Here is a 16,039-nt window from a genome sequence, read left to right on the forward strand (position 1 = left end):
ATGCGACTATCTATTTTTTATATCCCAGTTTTTCTAAAACATCGTCGCTAATATCGTATTTTGCGTCGGAAAATAAAACTACACCGCCCGATGCTTTATCAAATATGGCCGCATATCCTTCGTCCTCCACCATTTCGCGTATGGCGTTGTATATGTCGTCCTGAATAGGCTTAATCAGCGCCTCCCTTTTTTTGCCTAATTCACCTTGCGGCCCAAAATATTTTGCTTGTAACTGTCGCGCTTCTTTTTCTTTGGCCACAATCTCCTCTTCTTTCTTTATTTTCATCTCGTTAGATAAAAACACGCTCTCGGTCTGGTAATTCTGATACATGGTTTCCACCTCGGCATATACGGCTTCAATTTCTTTTTGCCAACCTTGTGAGGTTTGATTCAATTGGTCGTTTGCTGCCTCAAACGCAGGTATATTCTTTAAGATATACTCCGTATCGACAAAAGCATACTTTTGAGCTTGTATAGTTAAGCCAAACGCCATTATCATCGCAATAAAAACTATTTTTTTCATGTCTTTAATTTTGGTTAAACACTACACTTGGTTTCATGTATCTCAAAAATCAAACCACAATTAAAATTGTTGCCCAATCACAAAGTGGAACTGGCTTCCATTGGCACCTTCAACCTGAGCTTCATCAAATCCATATCCCCAATCAATTCCCATCAATCCAAAAATTGGCAGGTAGATACGGACACCGATTCCGGCAGAACGTTTTAAATCGAATGGGCTATAATCCTGAAAATCGCTCCATGCATTACCTGCTTCTAAAAATGCCAACGCATAAACCTGGGCCGATGGCTGCAATGTTAACGGATATCGCATTTCAAAGGTGAGCTTATTATAGATGTTACCATCGTAACTCCCATATCTGTTTCTTGGCGTTAACGATGAGTTTTCATATCCTCTAAGTCCAACCGTTTGACTACCATACATACTATAACCTGACATTCCGTCTCCTCCCAGCATAAATTTCTCGTACGGGGAACGAACGTTTTCGTTATAATATCCCAGGAATCCCATCTCATATTTACCCATGAGTACGAGTTTCTCGGCTTTATCAAGCGGCGTAAATATCGATCCTTGTGTGGTCCATTTATGGTATTCGATATAATCGTATAATTGTTCCTGTGCTTCTGCTCTTTCGTCGGTATCTCCGTTAATCGTTAGGTCATAAAGGTTCGCATAGTTTTTGTCCATCCAGGCTGAATAAGGTGGTGTAAATTCCACCCCGAAAGAAAAGTTAGAGCCCCTACGTGTATACAACGGGTTATCGATGGAGTTGCGCGACAACATAAACTTGAAGTGTAAGTTCTGCGACACCCCGTTTTGCATAATAAAATATTGCCAATCCATGAGGTCGTAGTGTTGGTAGCTCACTTCGGCATATAACGAGAACCAGTCATCCGGCCATGTTAAACGCTTTCCGAAACCAACGGACACACCGAAAATTTTCATATGCTGATCGATCTCCGAAGCATCGTATTGGGAATAGCCGTAATTACTTCCATAACCTCCATAATAGCTACTGTTAAAATAGCTGTTATAATTATTGTAATAACTATCGGAAACACTTGATTGAATAGAACGGTATGCCGATACGGTTAACGAATTCGGCCTTTTGCCACCCAGCCACGGCTCGGTAAACGAGAAGCTGTACGACTGATAATACTTACCGTTGGTTTGTGCTCTCAACGACAACGTTTGTCCGTCACCCGTAGGCAACGGCCGCCATGCCTCTTTATTAAATATATTACGTACCGAGAAGTTTGAGAATTTAAGCCCCAATGAACCCACAAACATGCCGGCACCCCAACCGCCGGAGAGCTCAATCTGGTCATTGGCTTTTTCTTCCAGGTTATATACCAGGTCAACGGTCCCGTCCTCGGGGTTTGGCTGCACATCGGGTTGAATATTTTCGGGGTTAAAGTGCCCCAGCTGGGACAGCTCTCGTACCGTACGAATCAATTCCGATTTGCTAAACAGCTGTCCCGGTTTAGTACGAACTTCACGGCGAACCACATGTTCGTGCGTTTTAGTGTTTCCATTGATGACAATATTATTAATAGAAGCTTGCTTACCCTCGTACACACGCATCTCCAAGTCAATGGTATCTCCATAAACATTTACTTCTACCGGCTGGATATTAGAGAACAAGTAACCGTTGTTCATATAAAGGTTATGCACCGCGTCATCATCCTGAAACAAACGCTCGTCCAATAGCTTTTGGTTAAAAACATCCCCTTTCTCCAGTCGCAACATGGCACTCAGATACTCACCGGGGTATATGCTATTCCCAATCCAGGAGATATCACCCAAGAAATATTTAGACCCTTCTTCAATATTTATCTTAATATCTACGGTATTGTCGTCGTTCCTGGATATGGAGTCGTAATCGATGATCATATCCCGGTATCCAAACTCATTATATTTATCAATTACGGCGACAAGATCCTCCTGATAGGTTTCGTCGATAAATTTTTTGGTACGGAAGAAATTTTTGATTTTACCTTTGGCATTGGTCTTCTTCATGGTACGGTTTAACTTACTGTCGCTAAACACTGTATTACCTGTAAAATCCAGTGCCCTAACTTTTACTTTCTCCTTTTTATCAACGGTAATGTCCAGGTAAACATGGTTCATTTTGGTAGTATCGTCCTTTTGCACTACACGAACCTCTGTATTATAGAATCCCTTGCCCACAAAATAATCCGTTATATATTTCTCGGAACGTGTAATCAGATAAGGCGTAACCTGACTTCCTTTCATCATGGCCACTTTTTCAGCTACGGTCTCTATCTCCGATTTCTTCAACCCATAGTAGTTGATATCCGACAAGCGAGGACGTTCCTGCAGTTGAATTTCGAGCCATATTTTCCCGGATTCAATTTTAGATGCCTTTATCTTCACATCGGAAAATAGTCCGTGCTCCCAATATTTCTTGATGGCCTCCGAAATTTTCTCGCCGGGAACATTGAGTTTTTGACCGACTTTTAGTCCGGAAAGGTTTACCAGGATCTTAGGATCGTAGTTTTGGATACCTGTTACAGTAATTTCAGCTATTTCGTATTTACGGGGAGAACCGGAATAGCTAATGAGAGGTACACTCTCTTGATTCTGAGCAAACGATAATGTGGGGAGTATGGTGAGAATGATAAAGAAAAGTGTAAAATGTTTCAGCATTATATATTGAATCTAAATTTTTCTATTTTGTTAATTGTTCGCTTGTTTTACCGAACCTTCTTTCCCTGCCTTGGTAATCGTTCAAAGCTTCGTAAAAATCTTCCTTTTGGAAGTCGGGCCAGAGCGTGTCGCAAAAATAAAGTTCGGCATAAGCCAATTGCCAGAGCAAAAAGTTACTTATGCGTAATTCACCGCTCGTCCTAATCATCAACTCGGGATCGGGTATATTCGCTGTGGTTAAATTATTTGAGATTATTTCGGCATTAATGTCATCAGGTTCTAATTCATTATCTTTTACTTTACGGGCTATCTTGCGGATTGCATCCGTGATTTCCCATCTTGAACTATAGCTTAACGCCAAATTTAAGGTAAGACCAGTATTTTGTGAGGTTTTTTCCATGCACTCCATCAACTTGCGGTGCACGTCTTTTGGCAGGGTATCAACACTACCAATAACTCCCAATCTAACATTGTTTTCCATCAAGGTTTTCGTTTCGGAGCTAATTGTCGAAACCAATAACGACATCAAAGCATCGACTTCCAGCTTGGGACGGTTCCAGTTTTCGGTAGAGAAGGCATATAATGTAACATACCCTATTCCCAACTCCGCTGCCGCTTCCGTTACAGCACGAACAGCTTTAACTCCATTCTTATGCCCAAAAACTCTCGAATTCCCGCGCTTTTTTGCCCATCGCCCGTTTCCATCCATGATGATGGCCACATGTTTGGGCAATAATTCTTTTATCAGTTTATCCTTTACTGACATATTTTATCTGTCTTTGCCTTTTTTTAATAACCACTATTACATTGTGCCTTTCTTGTAAATAAACTAAACGTCATATGCACACTGGCCACAGAGTACATATCTGTATTATGGATTTTACTTTCGCTGTTAAACCCGTATGCATCCTCTGCATTTACAGGAAGGTTTGAACCTACCACATCCAAATCGTCAACAAAAGTCTTCCTGAAACTCCACTCCGCTCCCACCCTTATCCACTTGTTTATTTTATACTTGGCTCCAATACCGAATGGCAAAGATAATATAAAAACCGTTTGTTGAGAATTATTTCCAATTTCTGTCGAAAATCTTTTATAAACACTTGTGCCCAAGCCCAATGAAATATATGGCGTAAAATTCGTCGTGCTTACGAAAGGATGATCGTACGATTTAAAATTAAACTCCATTTGTAGCGTTCCATCCGCTACTTTCCTACTAAACGAATAGGGCACATCACCTTCCGGGAACAACACGTTGTTGTCCGGGTAACTTCCTTTTAAACTTGCCACTCCAAGGGTTCCTTTCAAGGCGTACCTGTCGTCAAGCACATATCGTGCCACACCTCCAAATGATAAACCCGGCTGATAAAATTGGTTTTGAGGATTAAGGTCGCCCAAATAATAAGATGTTCCTACATAGCCTCCAAGCTCAACTTTGTCCTGAGCAGCACCAAAACTAATGGTAACAAACAGTCCTACAAAAACATAAATGGCCTTTAACCTAAGTTTAACTTTATATCTAGTTCTTGAATACATGCTAACAACACGCTTTTTTGTTTTTCTATAATCCCCAGAATCGCAAATGTAATATATAAATACTAAAAACTCCGCAGTAAAATAAATTCAATCCAGACATTTGCAACCTATTATTATAACCTCTAATTTTCTTTTTTATTGTAGCGAGAAGATCGGTTAAACCGACAAGTACTTGAAACCATCATTAATTCATTTTTTCAATAATCGTCTGAAAGTGCCTAACACAAAGACAAATCAGAAACAAAGAGCTAAATATACACAAGAATCGTAACCCTGCACAGGCTGGCATACCTCTCTTAAAACTACCAAAAGATCACAACATTACACCCTTTATTCTTCATACCAACCAGTTTAGTCCTCTCAGAATATCCGATTAAAAATAGGCCGTTTATGTATTGTGCCCGAGGGCTTTATTTCGTAACTTGTATATTCTTGTAAACTCCAGATATTAATTAATTAAAAATCTTTAATTATGAAAGCTAAAATTTTAGTAGTTGGACTATTGATTTCCTTTTTTGCAATTACTTCAACACAGGCGCAATCTGTTAGGGAAAGTGATAGGAGGATTCTGGGAAAGAGTAATGTATGAGTGTGACGGAGATAATCTTTATGGTACGTTTACAGGTAGTCAGGTGACACATTTCAACAAGGATGGACATGTAGATTGGGTTAAGGCGTCCGTAAAAGCTGTGGTTGTTTCTGCCTCGACCGGTGAGATATTTAAAGTATCTCAATATAGCCGACATGTAATAAACGAACCAGGCGAAACTAGTTATTTTACATTCCATCAGAACTTTGTAGGAAACATGGGTACACATTATCAAATTGCCGTAACCTTTGAGATTGATCCGGCAGGAACCTGGAAACCCATTAGAGAAAAAGCTCATTGCTTCTAATAAAGGATAAAATTTTAAACACGCTCTGAGGTGAGCAATACAATAAGCATATCTCCTCATTCATCTTCAGTTGGACTTTACTGAATTTGCAGGAGGAGATTTTTTATGCCAATTTTCCTTGCATTATAATTTACATTTAACCAAAATGTAAAACAATACATTGCGTATGTCATTTTTTTAGTTGGTTTAGCTTTATAATTTTGGATAAAATTTAATTGTAAAAATATGTACGGAGACTTCAAAAACCACTTGATTACCGAGCTTGAACAGATAAAAGAGTCGGGATTATATAAAAACGAGAGGATTATAACCACGGCACAAGGGGCTGACATTAAGGTTAGCACCGGCAAAAACGTATTGAATTTTTGTGCCAACAATTACCTGGGCCTTTCTTCGCATCCGCGGGTGGTTAAAGCTGCTCAGGAAATTATGGATACCCACGGTTACGGCATGTCTTCGGTTCGTTTTATTTGCGGAACCCAAGATATCCATAAAACACTGGAGCAAAAAATCGCCAGTTTTCTTGGGACCGAGGACACTATATTATATGCCGCATGTTTCGATGCCAACGGCGGCGTTTTTGAACCTCTGCTGAACGCGGAAGATGCTATTATCTCAGACGAATTAAACCATGCTTCCATCATTGATGGTGTTCGTTTATGCAAGGCTGCACGATACCGTTACAAGCATGCCGACATGTCCGACTTAGAAGAACAATTGAAGAAAGCACAAGCACAGCGCTATAGAATAATTGTTACCGATGGGGTTTTTTCTATGGACGGTGACATTGCCAAATTAAATGAAATTTGCGACCTAGCGGAAAAATACAATAGTATGGTAATGGTGGACGATAGCCATGCCTCCGGATTTATCGGAAAAACCGGTCGTGGAACGCACGAATACCATCACGTAATGGAAAGGGTGGATATTATTACCAGCACACTCGGCAAAGCGTTAGGTGGCGCACTGGGCGGGTTTACCTCCGGCAAAAAAGAAATTATCGACATGCTTCGTCAGCGCTCCCGTCCTTATTTATTCTCCAACTCTTTGGCTCCAGCCATCGTTGGTGCAGCAAGCGAGGTGTTTGATATGTTGACGGAATCGACAGTGTACAGGGATAAGGTTGTTGAGAACGCCGCATATTTCAAGGAGAAAATTCAAGCCGCAGGATTCGATATCAAACCAACCGATTCTGCCATAATTGCCCTAATGCTTTATGACGCCAAACTTTCGCAGGAGTTTGCCAACAAGTTACTGGATGAAGGTATTTATGTGATTGGATTCTATTACCCGGTTGTGCCAAAAGGGCAAGCCCGAATCAGAATTCAGATTTCAGCAGCTCACGAAAAAGAGCATCTCGACCGGGCTATTAATGCTTTTGTGAAAATAGGAAAAGAGCTAAAGGTGATTTAGCAAGTGGCGACTTACTTGTGGTTATTCTGATAATTGATCATTTACCCCTGTACCCACATCTTCCCGAAGGAATTAAACTTCTGGTATCATGATGTCTCTTTGCTCCATCGATGTGGGACATAACAATATCGGATCTTTAAACCGGATATGTATTTGAGATACGTAATGCGCATTTAAAACACCATAAAACAAGTAATTGCTGAAAAGATGCATAGCAACGCTCTGTTGTGTTGAAGCAACTCAGTGAAACGCCATGTTTTGAAGCAGTTTAACCCGGATTATGCATTAGCACTTCGTCGTGAACATTGAAAGTGCAATAAAACAAGGCTTTACTGAAACGAGGCATCACTTGTCCCGATTACTTTCGGGAGCATCGTTATGGTGAGTTGAAGTGAAGCAGCAGAGTGTCTTGTTTTGAAACAATTTCAATGTGCAATAGGATTTCCAATGCAGATTGCGGGTTTAACTTCACAGAAAGATATAGCTTAGCTTGTTTTTAGGTGGGATCTAAAAAGTTTAGAAAAAAAGCCCCGATTTTTGCAAAAATCGGGGCTTTTTTTTTAGAACATATCCTTCATTCTACTGAAAAAACTCTTTTCATGGGAAGATGGTTTTGGGGTAAAACTCTCTGATTCTGCCATTTTCTCCATTGCTTTTTTCTCTTCGCGAGAAATATCCTTGGGTATCCATACATTGATCTTCACCAACAAGTCACCTCTTCCGTAGGCGTTTACTTCCGGCAGTCCCTTACCTCTCAAACGTAATACTTTTCCTGGTTGGGTTCCCGCTTCGATTTTCACTTTTACACGACCTTCCAAAGTTGGGATTTCAACCGGAGCACCTAACGTAGCTTCAGGAATACTCACAAATAAATTATACAACAAGTCTCTTCCGTCACGAACCAGCTCGCTATGCTCTTCTTCGTGAATAAGGACCAACAAGTCACCGTTAATACCTCCACGGCGGGCGGCATTGCCTTTTCCAGAAACGGACAACTGCATGCCTTCTTCAACACCGGCAGGAATATTGATAGAGATTACTTCCTCATCCTTTTCAATTCCCTCGCCTGCACAATACTTACATTTGTTGGTAATTATTTTTCCTTCCCCACCACAGGTAGGACAAGTAGATGCGGTCTGCATCTGACCTAATATGGTATTGGAAATCCGGGTAACCTGACCTGAACCGTTACATGTTGAACAAGTGCTGTGAGAAGCTCCTCCATCTGCTCCCGAACCTTTACAGTGACTACATGGAACGTATTTTTTTACTTTAATTTTCTTTTCAACACCATTGAGAATCTCATCCAGAGTAAGGGTAACTTTTACGCGAAGGTTTGAGCCTTTATTTACGCGCTGACGGCCACCGCCGCCAAACCCGCCAAATCCGCTGAAACCACCGAATCCGCCACCTCCGAATATATCTCCGAAGTGTGAGAAGATATCGTCCATGGACATACCTCCGCCACCAAAACCTCCGCCGGCCGCTCCGCCAACGCCTGCATGGCCAAACTGGTCGTAGCGCGATTTCTTTTGGGCGTCGCTCAGCACCTCATAAGCCTCGGCAGCTTCTTTAAATTTTTCTTCAGCCGCCTTATCACCGGGGTTTTTATCGGGGTGAAATTGAATCGCCTTTTTTCGGTAGGCTTTTTTAATTTCCTCCGGCGAGGCATTTTTCGATACCTCCAGTATTTCGTAATAATCTCTTTTCGACATAACTTATATATCAGGTGCTATTTATTCTCCGACAACAACTTTTGAAAAACGCATTACTTTATCATTCAGCATATACCCTTTTTCAACACAATCAATCACTTTTCCCTTCATTTCATCAGTTGGGGCCTGTATTTTTGTAATAGCCTCATGCAAATCCGTGTCAAAATCTTTTTCCTTTGCTTCAATTTCAACCACTCCATTCTGCTTCAGAAACTCTTGAAACTTGTTATAAATCAAATCAATCCCTTCCTTCACGGCCTTCAGGTCCTTCGCCTCGTCGATATGTGAAATTGCCCTGTCAAAATCGTCAACCACCGGCAAAATACCATTCAACACAGATTCCCCGGCACTTTTCATTAATTCCATCCGCTCTTTCAAAGTACGTTTCCTGTAATTATCATACTCTGCTGTCAAACGCAAATACCTATCGTTTAATTCAGAAACCTTCAATGATAGCTCTTCGATTTTTGCTTCTTCTTCACTTTGAGACGGAACATCTTCAGTGCTTTCCTCCTTCACTTCATCCCCAACAGTCTCCCCTGCTTTATCCTTCTTATTTTCGGTAGCATTAACGGTTACCTGTTCTTCAACCACTTCCTCCTTTTTTTGTTTTTTTGATTCTTTACTTGCCATTATATTATTTTATTTTTATTTCATTACGTACGCTTTGCCTTCACAATTATTTTGCCATCGGCATGGTTTTGGACAAATTGACAGCGTTTTTGAGGATTATCCCCAAAATGTCATATTGCAAAACTAACAATGGCAGTACATACACTCGATGCACTGCCATATATTTGTTGAAATTCCGTTTATTGTTCTGCCGATTATTATTTATACTGAGCCATGATTTTCACTTCAATTTTTTAGGCTGCTGAATATACTCCAATATCCAATAATAATCTACAATAGTTTCACTTGACATACTTTTTAAGAGCTGCCTCTAAATAAGGCCCCCTCAATCTTTTGGCAACGATTATGCCATCACCATCAATTAAAAAGTTGTCGGGGATGCCCCTAACACCATAAATCTGGGCTGCTTTAGAACTCCACCCCAATAGGTCACTCACATGGCTCGACCAGGTCAGCTTATCATCCTCTATCGCTTTAATCCACCTCTGTTTCGACTTATCAAGCGAAACACTATAAATTGTAAATCCTTTCCCATTGTCAAACCTCTTGTCTTTAAACTCGTTATAAGCTTCTACCACATGAGGGTTTTCCCTACGGCATGGCCCACACCACGAAGCCCAGAAATCAATTAACACCATCTTGCCTTTTAAAGAAGATAAAGCTATCACTTCCCCATTGGGGGACAAGAGCTTAATCTCAGGTGCCTTATTGCCGATTTCCAGACCTGTTTTAACATTATCACTGGCACTTAAATTAAGCGTCAACAAAAACAATATCCCCAGTACGATACCAAACTTTCCTAAATTTATTTTCTCCATATCTCACCTTAATTAATCCTAAATAAAAATATACATCAAACAACGGTTTGTCTCAAATGTTTAATTCATTGGTCCTAAACCCCGCCAAATCCTAACAAGAATCCTGCCTAAATTTTTTAAAGGAAATGAATTAGGACACAAAAATATCCTAATCCAAATCCAATAACAAACTTAGTTATTTGTAGATATTTTTAATCGAAAAATGTAAAAAGAAGAAAATTAATTTCTGTGAAGGTACTCCAGTGACGCTGCCACTTTGTTAATACTTGAGCCACGTGCCACCAAACGACCGTCTCCATCAATAAGATAATTGACTGGCTCCTTTGCCTGAAAGCTTTTTGCGATGGACGATTCTGCTCCTTGATAGTCGCAGATGTGCAGGGCATTGACAAGTCCATCCTCTTTAATAGCTTTTGCTAAAGGCGATTTAAATCTGTCAAGAGAGATTGATACAACAACAAAACCCTCTCCATTGTGAAATTTGCTGTTCGCAAACTTCTTTTGAAGCATCATCTTTTGATGATTCTCTACGCGAGATTCTCCATCGAACGAGGCCCAGAAATCAATTAAAACCATTTTTCCTTGCAATGATTCTAAATCAAAATCGGATCCGTTCAGTAAAGTAGTTCTTAACTCAGGTACTCTATCTCCTATCCCCATACCGACCGAAGGTTCCGGTATTCCATTGATAAACGATAAGAATCCTGGCCCTGCTAAAACAACCAATAGTAATAGTTTTAGCTTTCTCATACATACATATTTTGGTTTATACTCACGCTGCAAAGTTTAAAAAAATTGCAGTGCAGTTAATCTTAAATTAGATTAACGTACCCGTTTTCATGACAAATGTTAGTAAAACGATCGTCAAAAGTATATTCAAAAACATTAAAAACCAAAACAATTTATTTGCAATTAATATTTTATTCATTATCTTTATGGGTTTACCCTACAAAAGTTAATGCAATACCACAAAATCATATTTATATACTGCACTGTATATCATTCACTTACATATATAAGTCTGGGCTAATAGCATCCCTGAAATCACATCGTGTTAAACATTGTTAAGGTATGTAACCTTTTCAACACTCCCCTTTTAAAAGATTTTAATCACTCAATTTTGTAACCAAATGTCTTGAAAAATTTTCATGATAAAAAGAACCCTATCCACCTTACATCATCCTTTTTAAGGCTTAAATATTTTGGGAAAGTTTGAGAAGCACAAAAAAAGGGTTTCACACAACGATGAAACCCTTGAATACCATGTATAAATATTGCTCTTAAATTCTTTTAATCTTAGCGCCTAACTTTTGAAGCCTTTCATCAATATTCTGATATCCCCTGTCTATTTGATTGATATTTTGGATAACACTCTTACCCTTAGCCGATAAAGCAGCTATTAACAATGCCACTCCTGCCCTGATATCAGGTGAAGTTAAAGTGGTACCCCTCAACGATGTTTCTTTGTTTAGTCCGATGACTGTGGCTCTGTGTGGATCGCATAAAATAATACGTGCGCCCATATCAATCAGTTTGTCCACAAAAAACAATCGACTCTCAAACATTTTTTGGTGTATCAGTACGCTTCCTTTGGCTTGGGTAGCTATTACCAGAAAAACGCTCAGCAAATCAGGTGTCAGTCCCGGCCAAGGAGCATCGGCAATAGTCATAATGGAGCCATCGATAAAAGTTTCTATTTCATACTCCTTTTGTTCTGGAATATAAATATCATCTCCTCTGCGCTCCAACTTAATTCCCATTCTCCGGAACGCATCCGGAATAATTCCTAATTCGTCGTATGCCGTATCTTTGATCGTGATCTCAGAACCAGTCATGGCGGCCATTCCAATGAAACTACCGATTTCAATCATATCAGGTAAAATGCGGTGTTTACATCCGCCCAGGCTTTCTACTCCCTCAATATATAAAAGGTTAGACCCTATCCCTGTTATTTGGGCGCCCATGCTCACCAACATCTTACATAACTGCTGTAAATAAGGTTCACATGCGGCATTATATATGGTTGTTTTACCTTGGGCAAGCACAGCGGCCAAAACAATATTGGCAGTACCCGTTACTGATGCTTCATCCAACAACATATACGCACCTTTTAATGCATCGGCCTCAACACTATAAAATATTTCGTTGGGGTTATAATGAAAACTGGCACCTAACTTTTCAAATCCAATAAAGTGGGTATCCAATCTGCGACGCCCAATCTTATCGCCTCCGGGCTTTGGGAAATAAGCTTTTCCGTAACGTGCCAAAAGTGGCCCCATAATCATAATGGATCCACGCAAGGATGACGCTTTTTTTCTGAATTCCCGGCTTTGAAGATAATCCAGATCAATATTTTCAGCCTTAAAGGAACAGGTATGCCTACTTACCCGATTGATTATTACACCTATATCGCCCAGTAAGTTGATCAGATTATTTACGTCAACAATATCGGGGATATTGCTGATAACAATTTCTTCTCTTGACAGTAAGGTCGCACATATAACCTGTAGTGCTTCATTCTTAGCCCCTTGTGGGGTAATTTCGCCGGAAAGCTTGTGCCCTCCTTCAATTTCGAAACAGTGCATTAATTTAGGATTATAAAATTAGCCTTTAGAATCGACTTCATACTTTAAATACGTCAAGTCCTGCATGTAACTCAACTAAGATTTGCTTCTGCGGTCGTCGTGACGCTTAAAAGTACGCTTCTTCTTGTTGCGGTTTGGACTCACTTGATTATCCCTTTGTTCCGGAATTTTAATGTCGTCACCAATGTCAAGTTTTCCTCCCGACATCTTTCTCATATCATTAAATATACGCTCATCACCGGGGAAATCTTTGTTCCACGTAATCAGCGATTTCTTCATGTTATTGGCGATCAGCATAATCAAATGCTTTTTATGCTCGCCATCTTCCATCTCGGCAGCTTTATCAATCATATGTTCAATGGTACGTCCATAGTGACGGTATTTGATACGCTGATTGTTGTAAGCTAGTTTTTTGGGTCTCTCATTTAATGTTTCCCTTTCAGGAAGTTCAAATGGCGTTTCGATTTCCAATTTAAAATCGGACATAATGGCCAAATGATCCCACAGCTTATGTTTGAAATCGTTTACATCGCGTAAATGCGGAAACATATTTCCCATATTTCCAATAATGGAATGTGCGCACTTGGTTCTTTCTTCTATGTCCTGGATGGAAACACAATGGTCCACCATTTTTTGAATATGACGCCCATACTCAGGCAAAAGCAACTTTTTCCTATTCGAATTATAATCCATAATCAATAAAAATCTCTTCTCTAAAATGAATCTTTTGAGATATTATTAAAACCCTTGCTATTTAAAAAGCTAACTTTTTGATTAAAACAGTTCGGATTTTGGGGGCTTTAATTGTAAATTGTGCAGTAAACATGTATATATCATGCAGTACTATGGCCACAAATCTAACCCAAAATTTTTAGTTTGGCAAATTTTAAAAGTAATTGTTTAACGCCCGCATTTTCAAAGTCTACGGTAGCTTTTGCATTTGGCATCTGCCCATCAACACTAACAATCTTACCTTTACCAAAACGAATATGTTCTACGGCTACCCCAGGCTTAAGGTTACCCGAGCTTGATCCTTTAAACGCAACAGACTTTGTGGAAGACTGTTGATTGCCCACTTTTTTAAAATTATAACCCGGATTCCTAACTTGTTGGGAACCTCCCAGCGAAGGCCGTTCAGTCTGTTTGGGCGCAAACCTTCCAGGTCGCCCGGGAATTTTTGCCTGTCCACCGGAGAACTCGACAAACTCTTCATTTATTTCTGCGATAAAACGGCTGGGCCTGCAAAATGCCGACTCACCGTACTTATAACGTGTACGTGCAAAAGAAATTGTGGCGCTATCTTTGGCCCGGGTTACAGCCACATAAAACAACCTGCGTTCCTCTTCCACTCCTTGTTCACTATCCAGCGTCATAGTGGATGGGAAAAGCCCTTCTTCAACGCCAACCACATATACATTTTTAAATTCCAACCCTTTACTGGAGTGAATAGTCATCAAGGTAACTTTATTTATATCGTCATCCGATTCATTGTCCTGATCCGTCAACAAGGAAACCTCTTCCAGAAAATTGACAAGCCCTGTTTCTCCGCCCTCTTCCAGACGGTTGTTTGTAAATTCCTGGATACCATTTAAGAGTTCCTGGATATTTTCCTGACGTGCAACAGCTTCCGGAGTCCGGTCGTGGTACAAGTCCTTCATCATACCACTCTGTGTGGCGATCTCCATTACCAGCTCGTATGCGGATTGTTGGTTGATACCGGCCGAGAAACCGCTGATCAACCCAACAAACGAGTTCAGTTTGCGTTGGGTGCCGGCATTAAACAATTTTGCCGTATTCTCCAAAGACACCAAAACCTCCCACATACTCTTACCGCTTGCAGAAGCTGCTGTTTCTATTTTATCAAGTGTAGTTTTACCTATTCCCCGGGCAGGGTAATTAATTATACGCTTTAAAGCTTCCTGATCGGCAGGGTTTACCGTTACACGACAGTAAGCCAATAAATCTTTGATCTCCTTTCGCTGATAAAAACTTAGTCCGCCATATATTTTATAGGGCATATTTCCTTTTCGCAAGGCCTCTTCAAAGATACGGGATTGCGCATTGGTACGATACAGGATCGCAAAATCGCGATATTCACAATTTTGCTTAAGCTTTTTATCCTTGATGTCGTTGATTACAATATATCCTTCTTCAATATCGGAATAGGCGTTATGAATCTTTATCTTACTTCCGTGGTCTTTCTCGGAGAAAACATCTTTTTTTATCTGCCTTGTATTTTTCTCTATGATGCTATTTGCAGCGTTTACTATATTTTGTGTCGAGCGATAATTTTGTTCTAGTTTAAAAAGCTTATAATCGGGATAATCATTCCTAAAATTTAGAATGTTCTCGATTTTAGCACCCCTAAAACTATAAATGCTCTGAGCATCATCGCCAACTACACATATATTGCCATGCTTTTCGGCCAATTTTTTAATGATAATATACTGCGAGTAATTCGTATCCTGATACTCATCTACCATTATATATTGAAACCTATCTTGGTATTTTTGCAACGTTTCGGGGTAATCACGAAATAAAATATTGGTATTCAGCAACAAATCATCGAAGTCCATCACCCCAGATTTGTAACATTGGCGCATGTACCTGGCATAAATTTCGTATATCATACTTTTTCGGGATGCCTGGTCTTCCATCATACGATGCTGGTCGCGGGCATAGGCAGCAGGTGTTACCAAATCATTTTTAGCTGCCGATATTCTCCCGAGTACCGAACCCACCTTATACTCTTTATCGTTCAGTTTCATCTCTTTGATGATAGACTTGAGCAAACTCTTGGAATCGGCGGTGTCATAAATGGTAAATGATGAAGGATAGCCCAATTTATTGGCCTCACTTCGAAGTATCCGTGCAAAAACAGAATGAAATGTACCCATCCATAAATTCCTTGCAATATCTCCGCCCACAATGGTAGCAATACGTTCCTTCATCTCCTTTGCTGCCTTGTTGGTAAAGGTCAACGCCAAAATTCGGTACGGGGGTACCCCTTGCGTAAGCAAGTGAGCAATCCTGAATGTCAACACTCGGGTTTTGCCGGAACCGGCTCCTGCGATCACCAATGACTGTCCCTGAGTTGTAACTACCGCTTCCTGCTGCGCCGGATTTAATTGTTCAAGATATTTTTGCACTAATATTTCGTTTTTTAAAATATATGCAAAGATATAGAAAATGGCATGTGAAATAGATACGATTAAAACAAATATTCATCAACGCACGAGTATGTTGGTAA

13 protein-coding genes are annotated in these 16,039 nt (G+C 40.1%); 2 read left to right on the forward strand and 11 right to left on the reverse strand.

Annotation, left to right across the window (positions count from 1 at the left end; all coding sequences use genetic code 11):
- Positions 1-10: 10 nt before the first annotated feature.
- From ACT29I_RS09675 to porG, 4 genes are read right to left on the reverse strand one after another with little or no spacing between them, the layout of a single operon-like run.
- Positions 11-523: an OmpH family outer membrane protein gene (locus ACT29I_RS09675; RefSeq protein ID WP_430935552.1), complete on the reverse strand. Its 513-nt coding sequence runs from the start codon at positions 521-523 to the stop codon at positions 11-13.
- 60 nt (positions 524-583) lie between these two features.
- Positions 584-3,193 carry a BamA/OMP85 family outer membrane protein gene (locus tag ACT29I_RS09680; RefSeq protein WP_430935550.1) on the reverse strand — a complete coding sequence of 870 codons (2,610 nt, stop codon included), beginning with the start codon at positions 3,191-3,193 and terminating at the stop codon, positions 584-586.
- Between the two features lie 22 nt (positions 3,194-3,215).
- The gene (locus ACT29I_RS09685) at positions 3,216-3,959 is read right to left on the reverse strand and encodes an isoprenyl transferase (RefSeq protein WP_430935548.1); all 744 of its coding nucleotides are present in this window, start codon (positions 3,957-3,959) and stop codon (positions 3,216-3,218) included.
- A 23-nt stretch (positions 3,960-3,982) separates the two neighbouring features.
- A complete protein-coding gene (porG, locus tag ACT29I_RS09690) occupies positions 3,983-4,729 on the reverse strand; it encodes a type IX secretion system protein PorG (RefSeq protein ID WP_430935546.1) in 747 nt (248 codons plus the stop codon).
- 515 nt (positions 4,730-5,244) lie between these two features.
- On the opposite strand from porG, the gene ACT29I_RS09695 reads away from it, so the two are divergent.
- Together ACT29I_RS09695 and kbl are read left to right on the forward strand one after the other, a co-directional pair.
- Positions 5,245-5,625, forward strand: coding sequence for a hypothetical protein (locus tag ACT29I_RS09695; RefSeq protein WP_444793312.1), 381 nt, complete (start codon positions 5,245-5,247; stop codon positions 5,623-5,625).
- A 225-nt stretch (positions 5,626-5,850) separates the two neighbouring features.
- Complete coding sequence (gene kbl / locus ACT29I_RS09700) at positions 5,851-7,038, forward strand: glycine C-acetyltransferase (RefSeq protein WP_430935542.1); 1,188 nt, start codon at positions 5,851-5,853, stop codon at positions 7,036-7,038.
- Between the two features lie 560 nt (positions 7,039-7,598).
- Here kbl and dnaJ read toward each other — a convergent pair.
- The 7 genes from dnaJ to ACT29I_RS09735 all read right to left on the reverse strand — a co-directional run bounded on the left by dnaJ (position 7,599) and on the right by ACT29I_RS09735 (position 15,938).
- Positions 7,599-8,753 carry a molecular chaperone DnaJ gene (gene dnaJ / locus ACT29I_RS09705; RefSeq protein ID WP_430935540.1) on the reverse strand — a complete coding sequence of 385 codons (1,155 nt, stop codon included), beginning with the start codon at positions 8,751-8,753 and terminating at the stop codon, positions 7,599-7,601.
- 21 nt (positions 8,754-8,774) lie between these two features.
- Complete coding sequence (locus ACT29I_RS09710; protein ID WP_430935538.1) at positions 8,775-9,386, reverse strand: nucleotide exchange factor GrpE; 612 nt, start codon at positions 9,384-9,386, stop codon at positions 8,775-8,777.
- A 281-nt stretch (positions 9,387-9,667) separates the two neighbouring features.
- Positions 9,668-10,204, reverse strand: coding sequence for a peroxiredoxin family protein (locus ACT29I_RS09715; RefSeq protein ID WP_430935536.1), 537 nt, complete (start codon positions 10,202-10,204; stop codon positions 9,668-9,670).
- A 219-nt stretch (positions 10,205-10,423) separates the two neighbouring features.
- On the reverse strand, positions 10,424-10,954 hold the full coding sequence (locus ACT29I_RS09720; RefSeq protein ID WP_430935534.1) for a TlpA disulfide reductase family protein: 531 nt from the start codon (positions 10,952-10,954) through the stop codon (positions 10,424-10,426).
- A gap of 530 nt (positions 10,955-11,484) precedes the next feature.
- The gene (gene murA, locus ACT29I_RS09725; RefSeq protein WP_430935532.1) at positions 11,485-12,789 is read right to left on the reverse strand and encodes a UDP-N-acetylglucosamine 1-carboxyvinyltransferase; all 1,305 of its coding nucleotides are present in this window, start codon (positions 12,787-12,789) and stop codon (positions 11,485-11,487) included.
- Positions 12,790-12,864: 75 nt separating this feature from the next.
- A complete protein-coding gene (locus ACT29I_RS09730; protein WP_430935530.1) occupies positions 12,865-13,482 on the reverse strand; it encodes a DUF4290 domain-containing protein in 618 nt (205 codons plus the stop codon).
- Between the two features lie 164 nt (positions 13,483-13,646).
- Positions 13,647-15,938, reverse strand: coding sequence for an ATP-dependent helicase (locus ACT29I_RS09735; protein ID WP_444793313.1), 2,292 nt, complete (start codon positions 15,936-15,938; stop codon positions 13,647-13,649).
- Between the last annotated feature and the right edge of the window lie 101 nt (positions 15,939-16,039).

The organism is Saccharicrinis sp. GN24d3, from assembly GCF_052400645.1.
Lineage (GTDB): Bacteria > Bacteroidota > Bacteroidia > Bacteroidales > Marinilabiliaceae > Saccharicrinis.

What these genes read in the sequence shown, in the direction of transcription:
- ACT29I_RS09710 (WP_430935538.1), bottom strand. Translation starts at nt 9,386, where the DNA reads ATGGCAAGTAAAGAATCAAAAAAACAAAAAAAGGAGGAAGTGGTTGAA.
- ACT29I_RS09715 (WP_430935536.1), bottom strand. Translation starts at nt 10,204, where the DNA reads ATGGAGAAAATAAATTTAGGAAAGTTTGGTATCGTACTGGGGATATTG.
- dnaJ (WP_430935540.1), bottom strand. Translation starts at nt 8,753, where the DNA reads ATGTCGAAAAGAGATTATTACGAAATACTGGAGGTATCGAAAAATGCC.
- ACT29I_RS09680 (WP_430935550.1), bottom strand. Translation starts at nt 3,193, where the DNA reads ATGCTGAAACATTTTACACTTTTCTTTATCATTCTCACCATACTCCCC.
- kbl (WP_430935542.1), top strand. Translation starts at nt 5,851, where the DNA reads ATGTACGGAGACTTCAAAAACCACTTGATTACCGAGCTTGAACAGATA.
- ACT29I_RS09730 (WP_430935530.1), bottom strand. Translation starts at nt 13,482, where the DNA reads ATGGATTATAATTCGAATAGGAAAAAGTTGCTTTTGCCTGAGTATGGG.
- ACT29I_RS09720 (WP_430935534.1), bottom strand. Translation starts at nt 10,954, where the DNA reads ATGAGAAAGCTAAAACTATTACTATTGGTTGTTTTAGCAGGGCCAGGA.
- ACT29I_RS09685 (WP_430935548.1), bottom strand. Translation starts at nt 3,959, where the DNA reads ATGTCAGTAAAGGATAAACTGATAAAAGAATTATTGCCCAAACATGTG.
- murA (WP_430935532.1), bottom strand. Translation starts at nt 12,789, where the DNA reads ATGCACTGTTTCGAAATTGAAGGAGGGCACAAGCTTTCCGGCGAAATT.
- ACT29I_RS09675 (WP_430935552.1), bottom strand. Translation starts at nt 523, where the DNA reads ATGAAAAAAATAGTTTTTATTGCGATGATAATGGCGTTTGGCTTAACT.
- porG (WP_430935546.1), bottom strand. Translation starts at nt 4,729, where the DNA reads ATGTATTCAAGAACTAGATATAAAGTTAAACTTAGGTTAAAGGCCATT.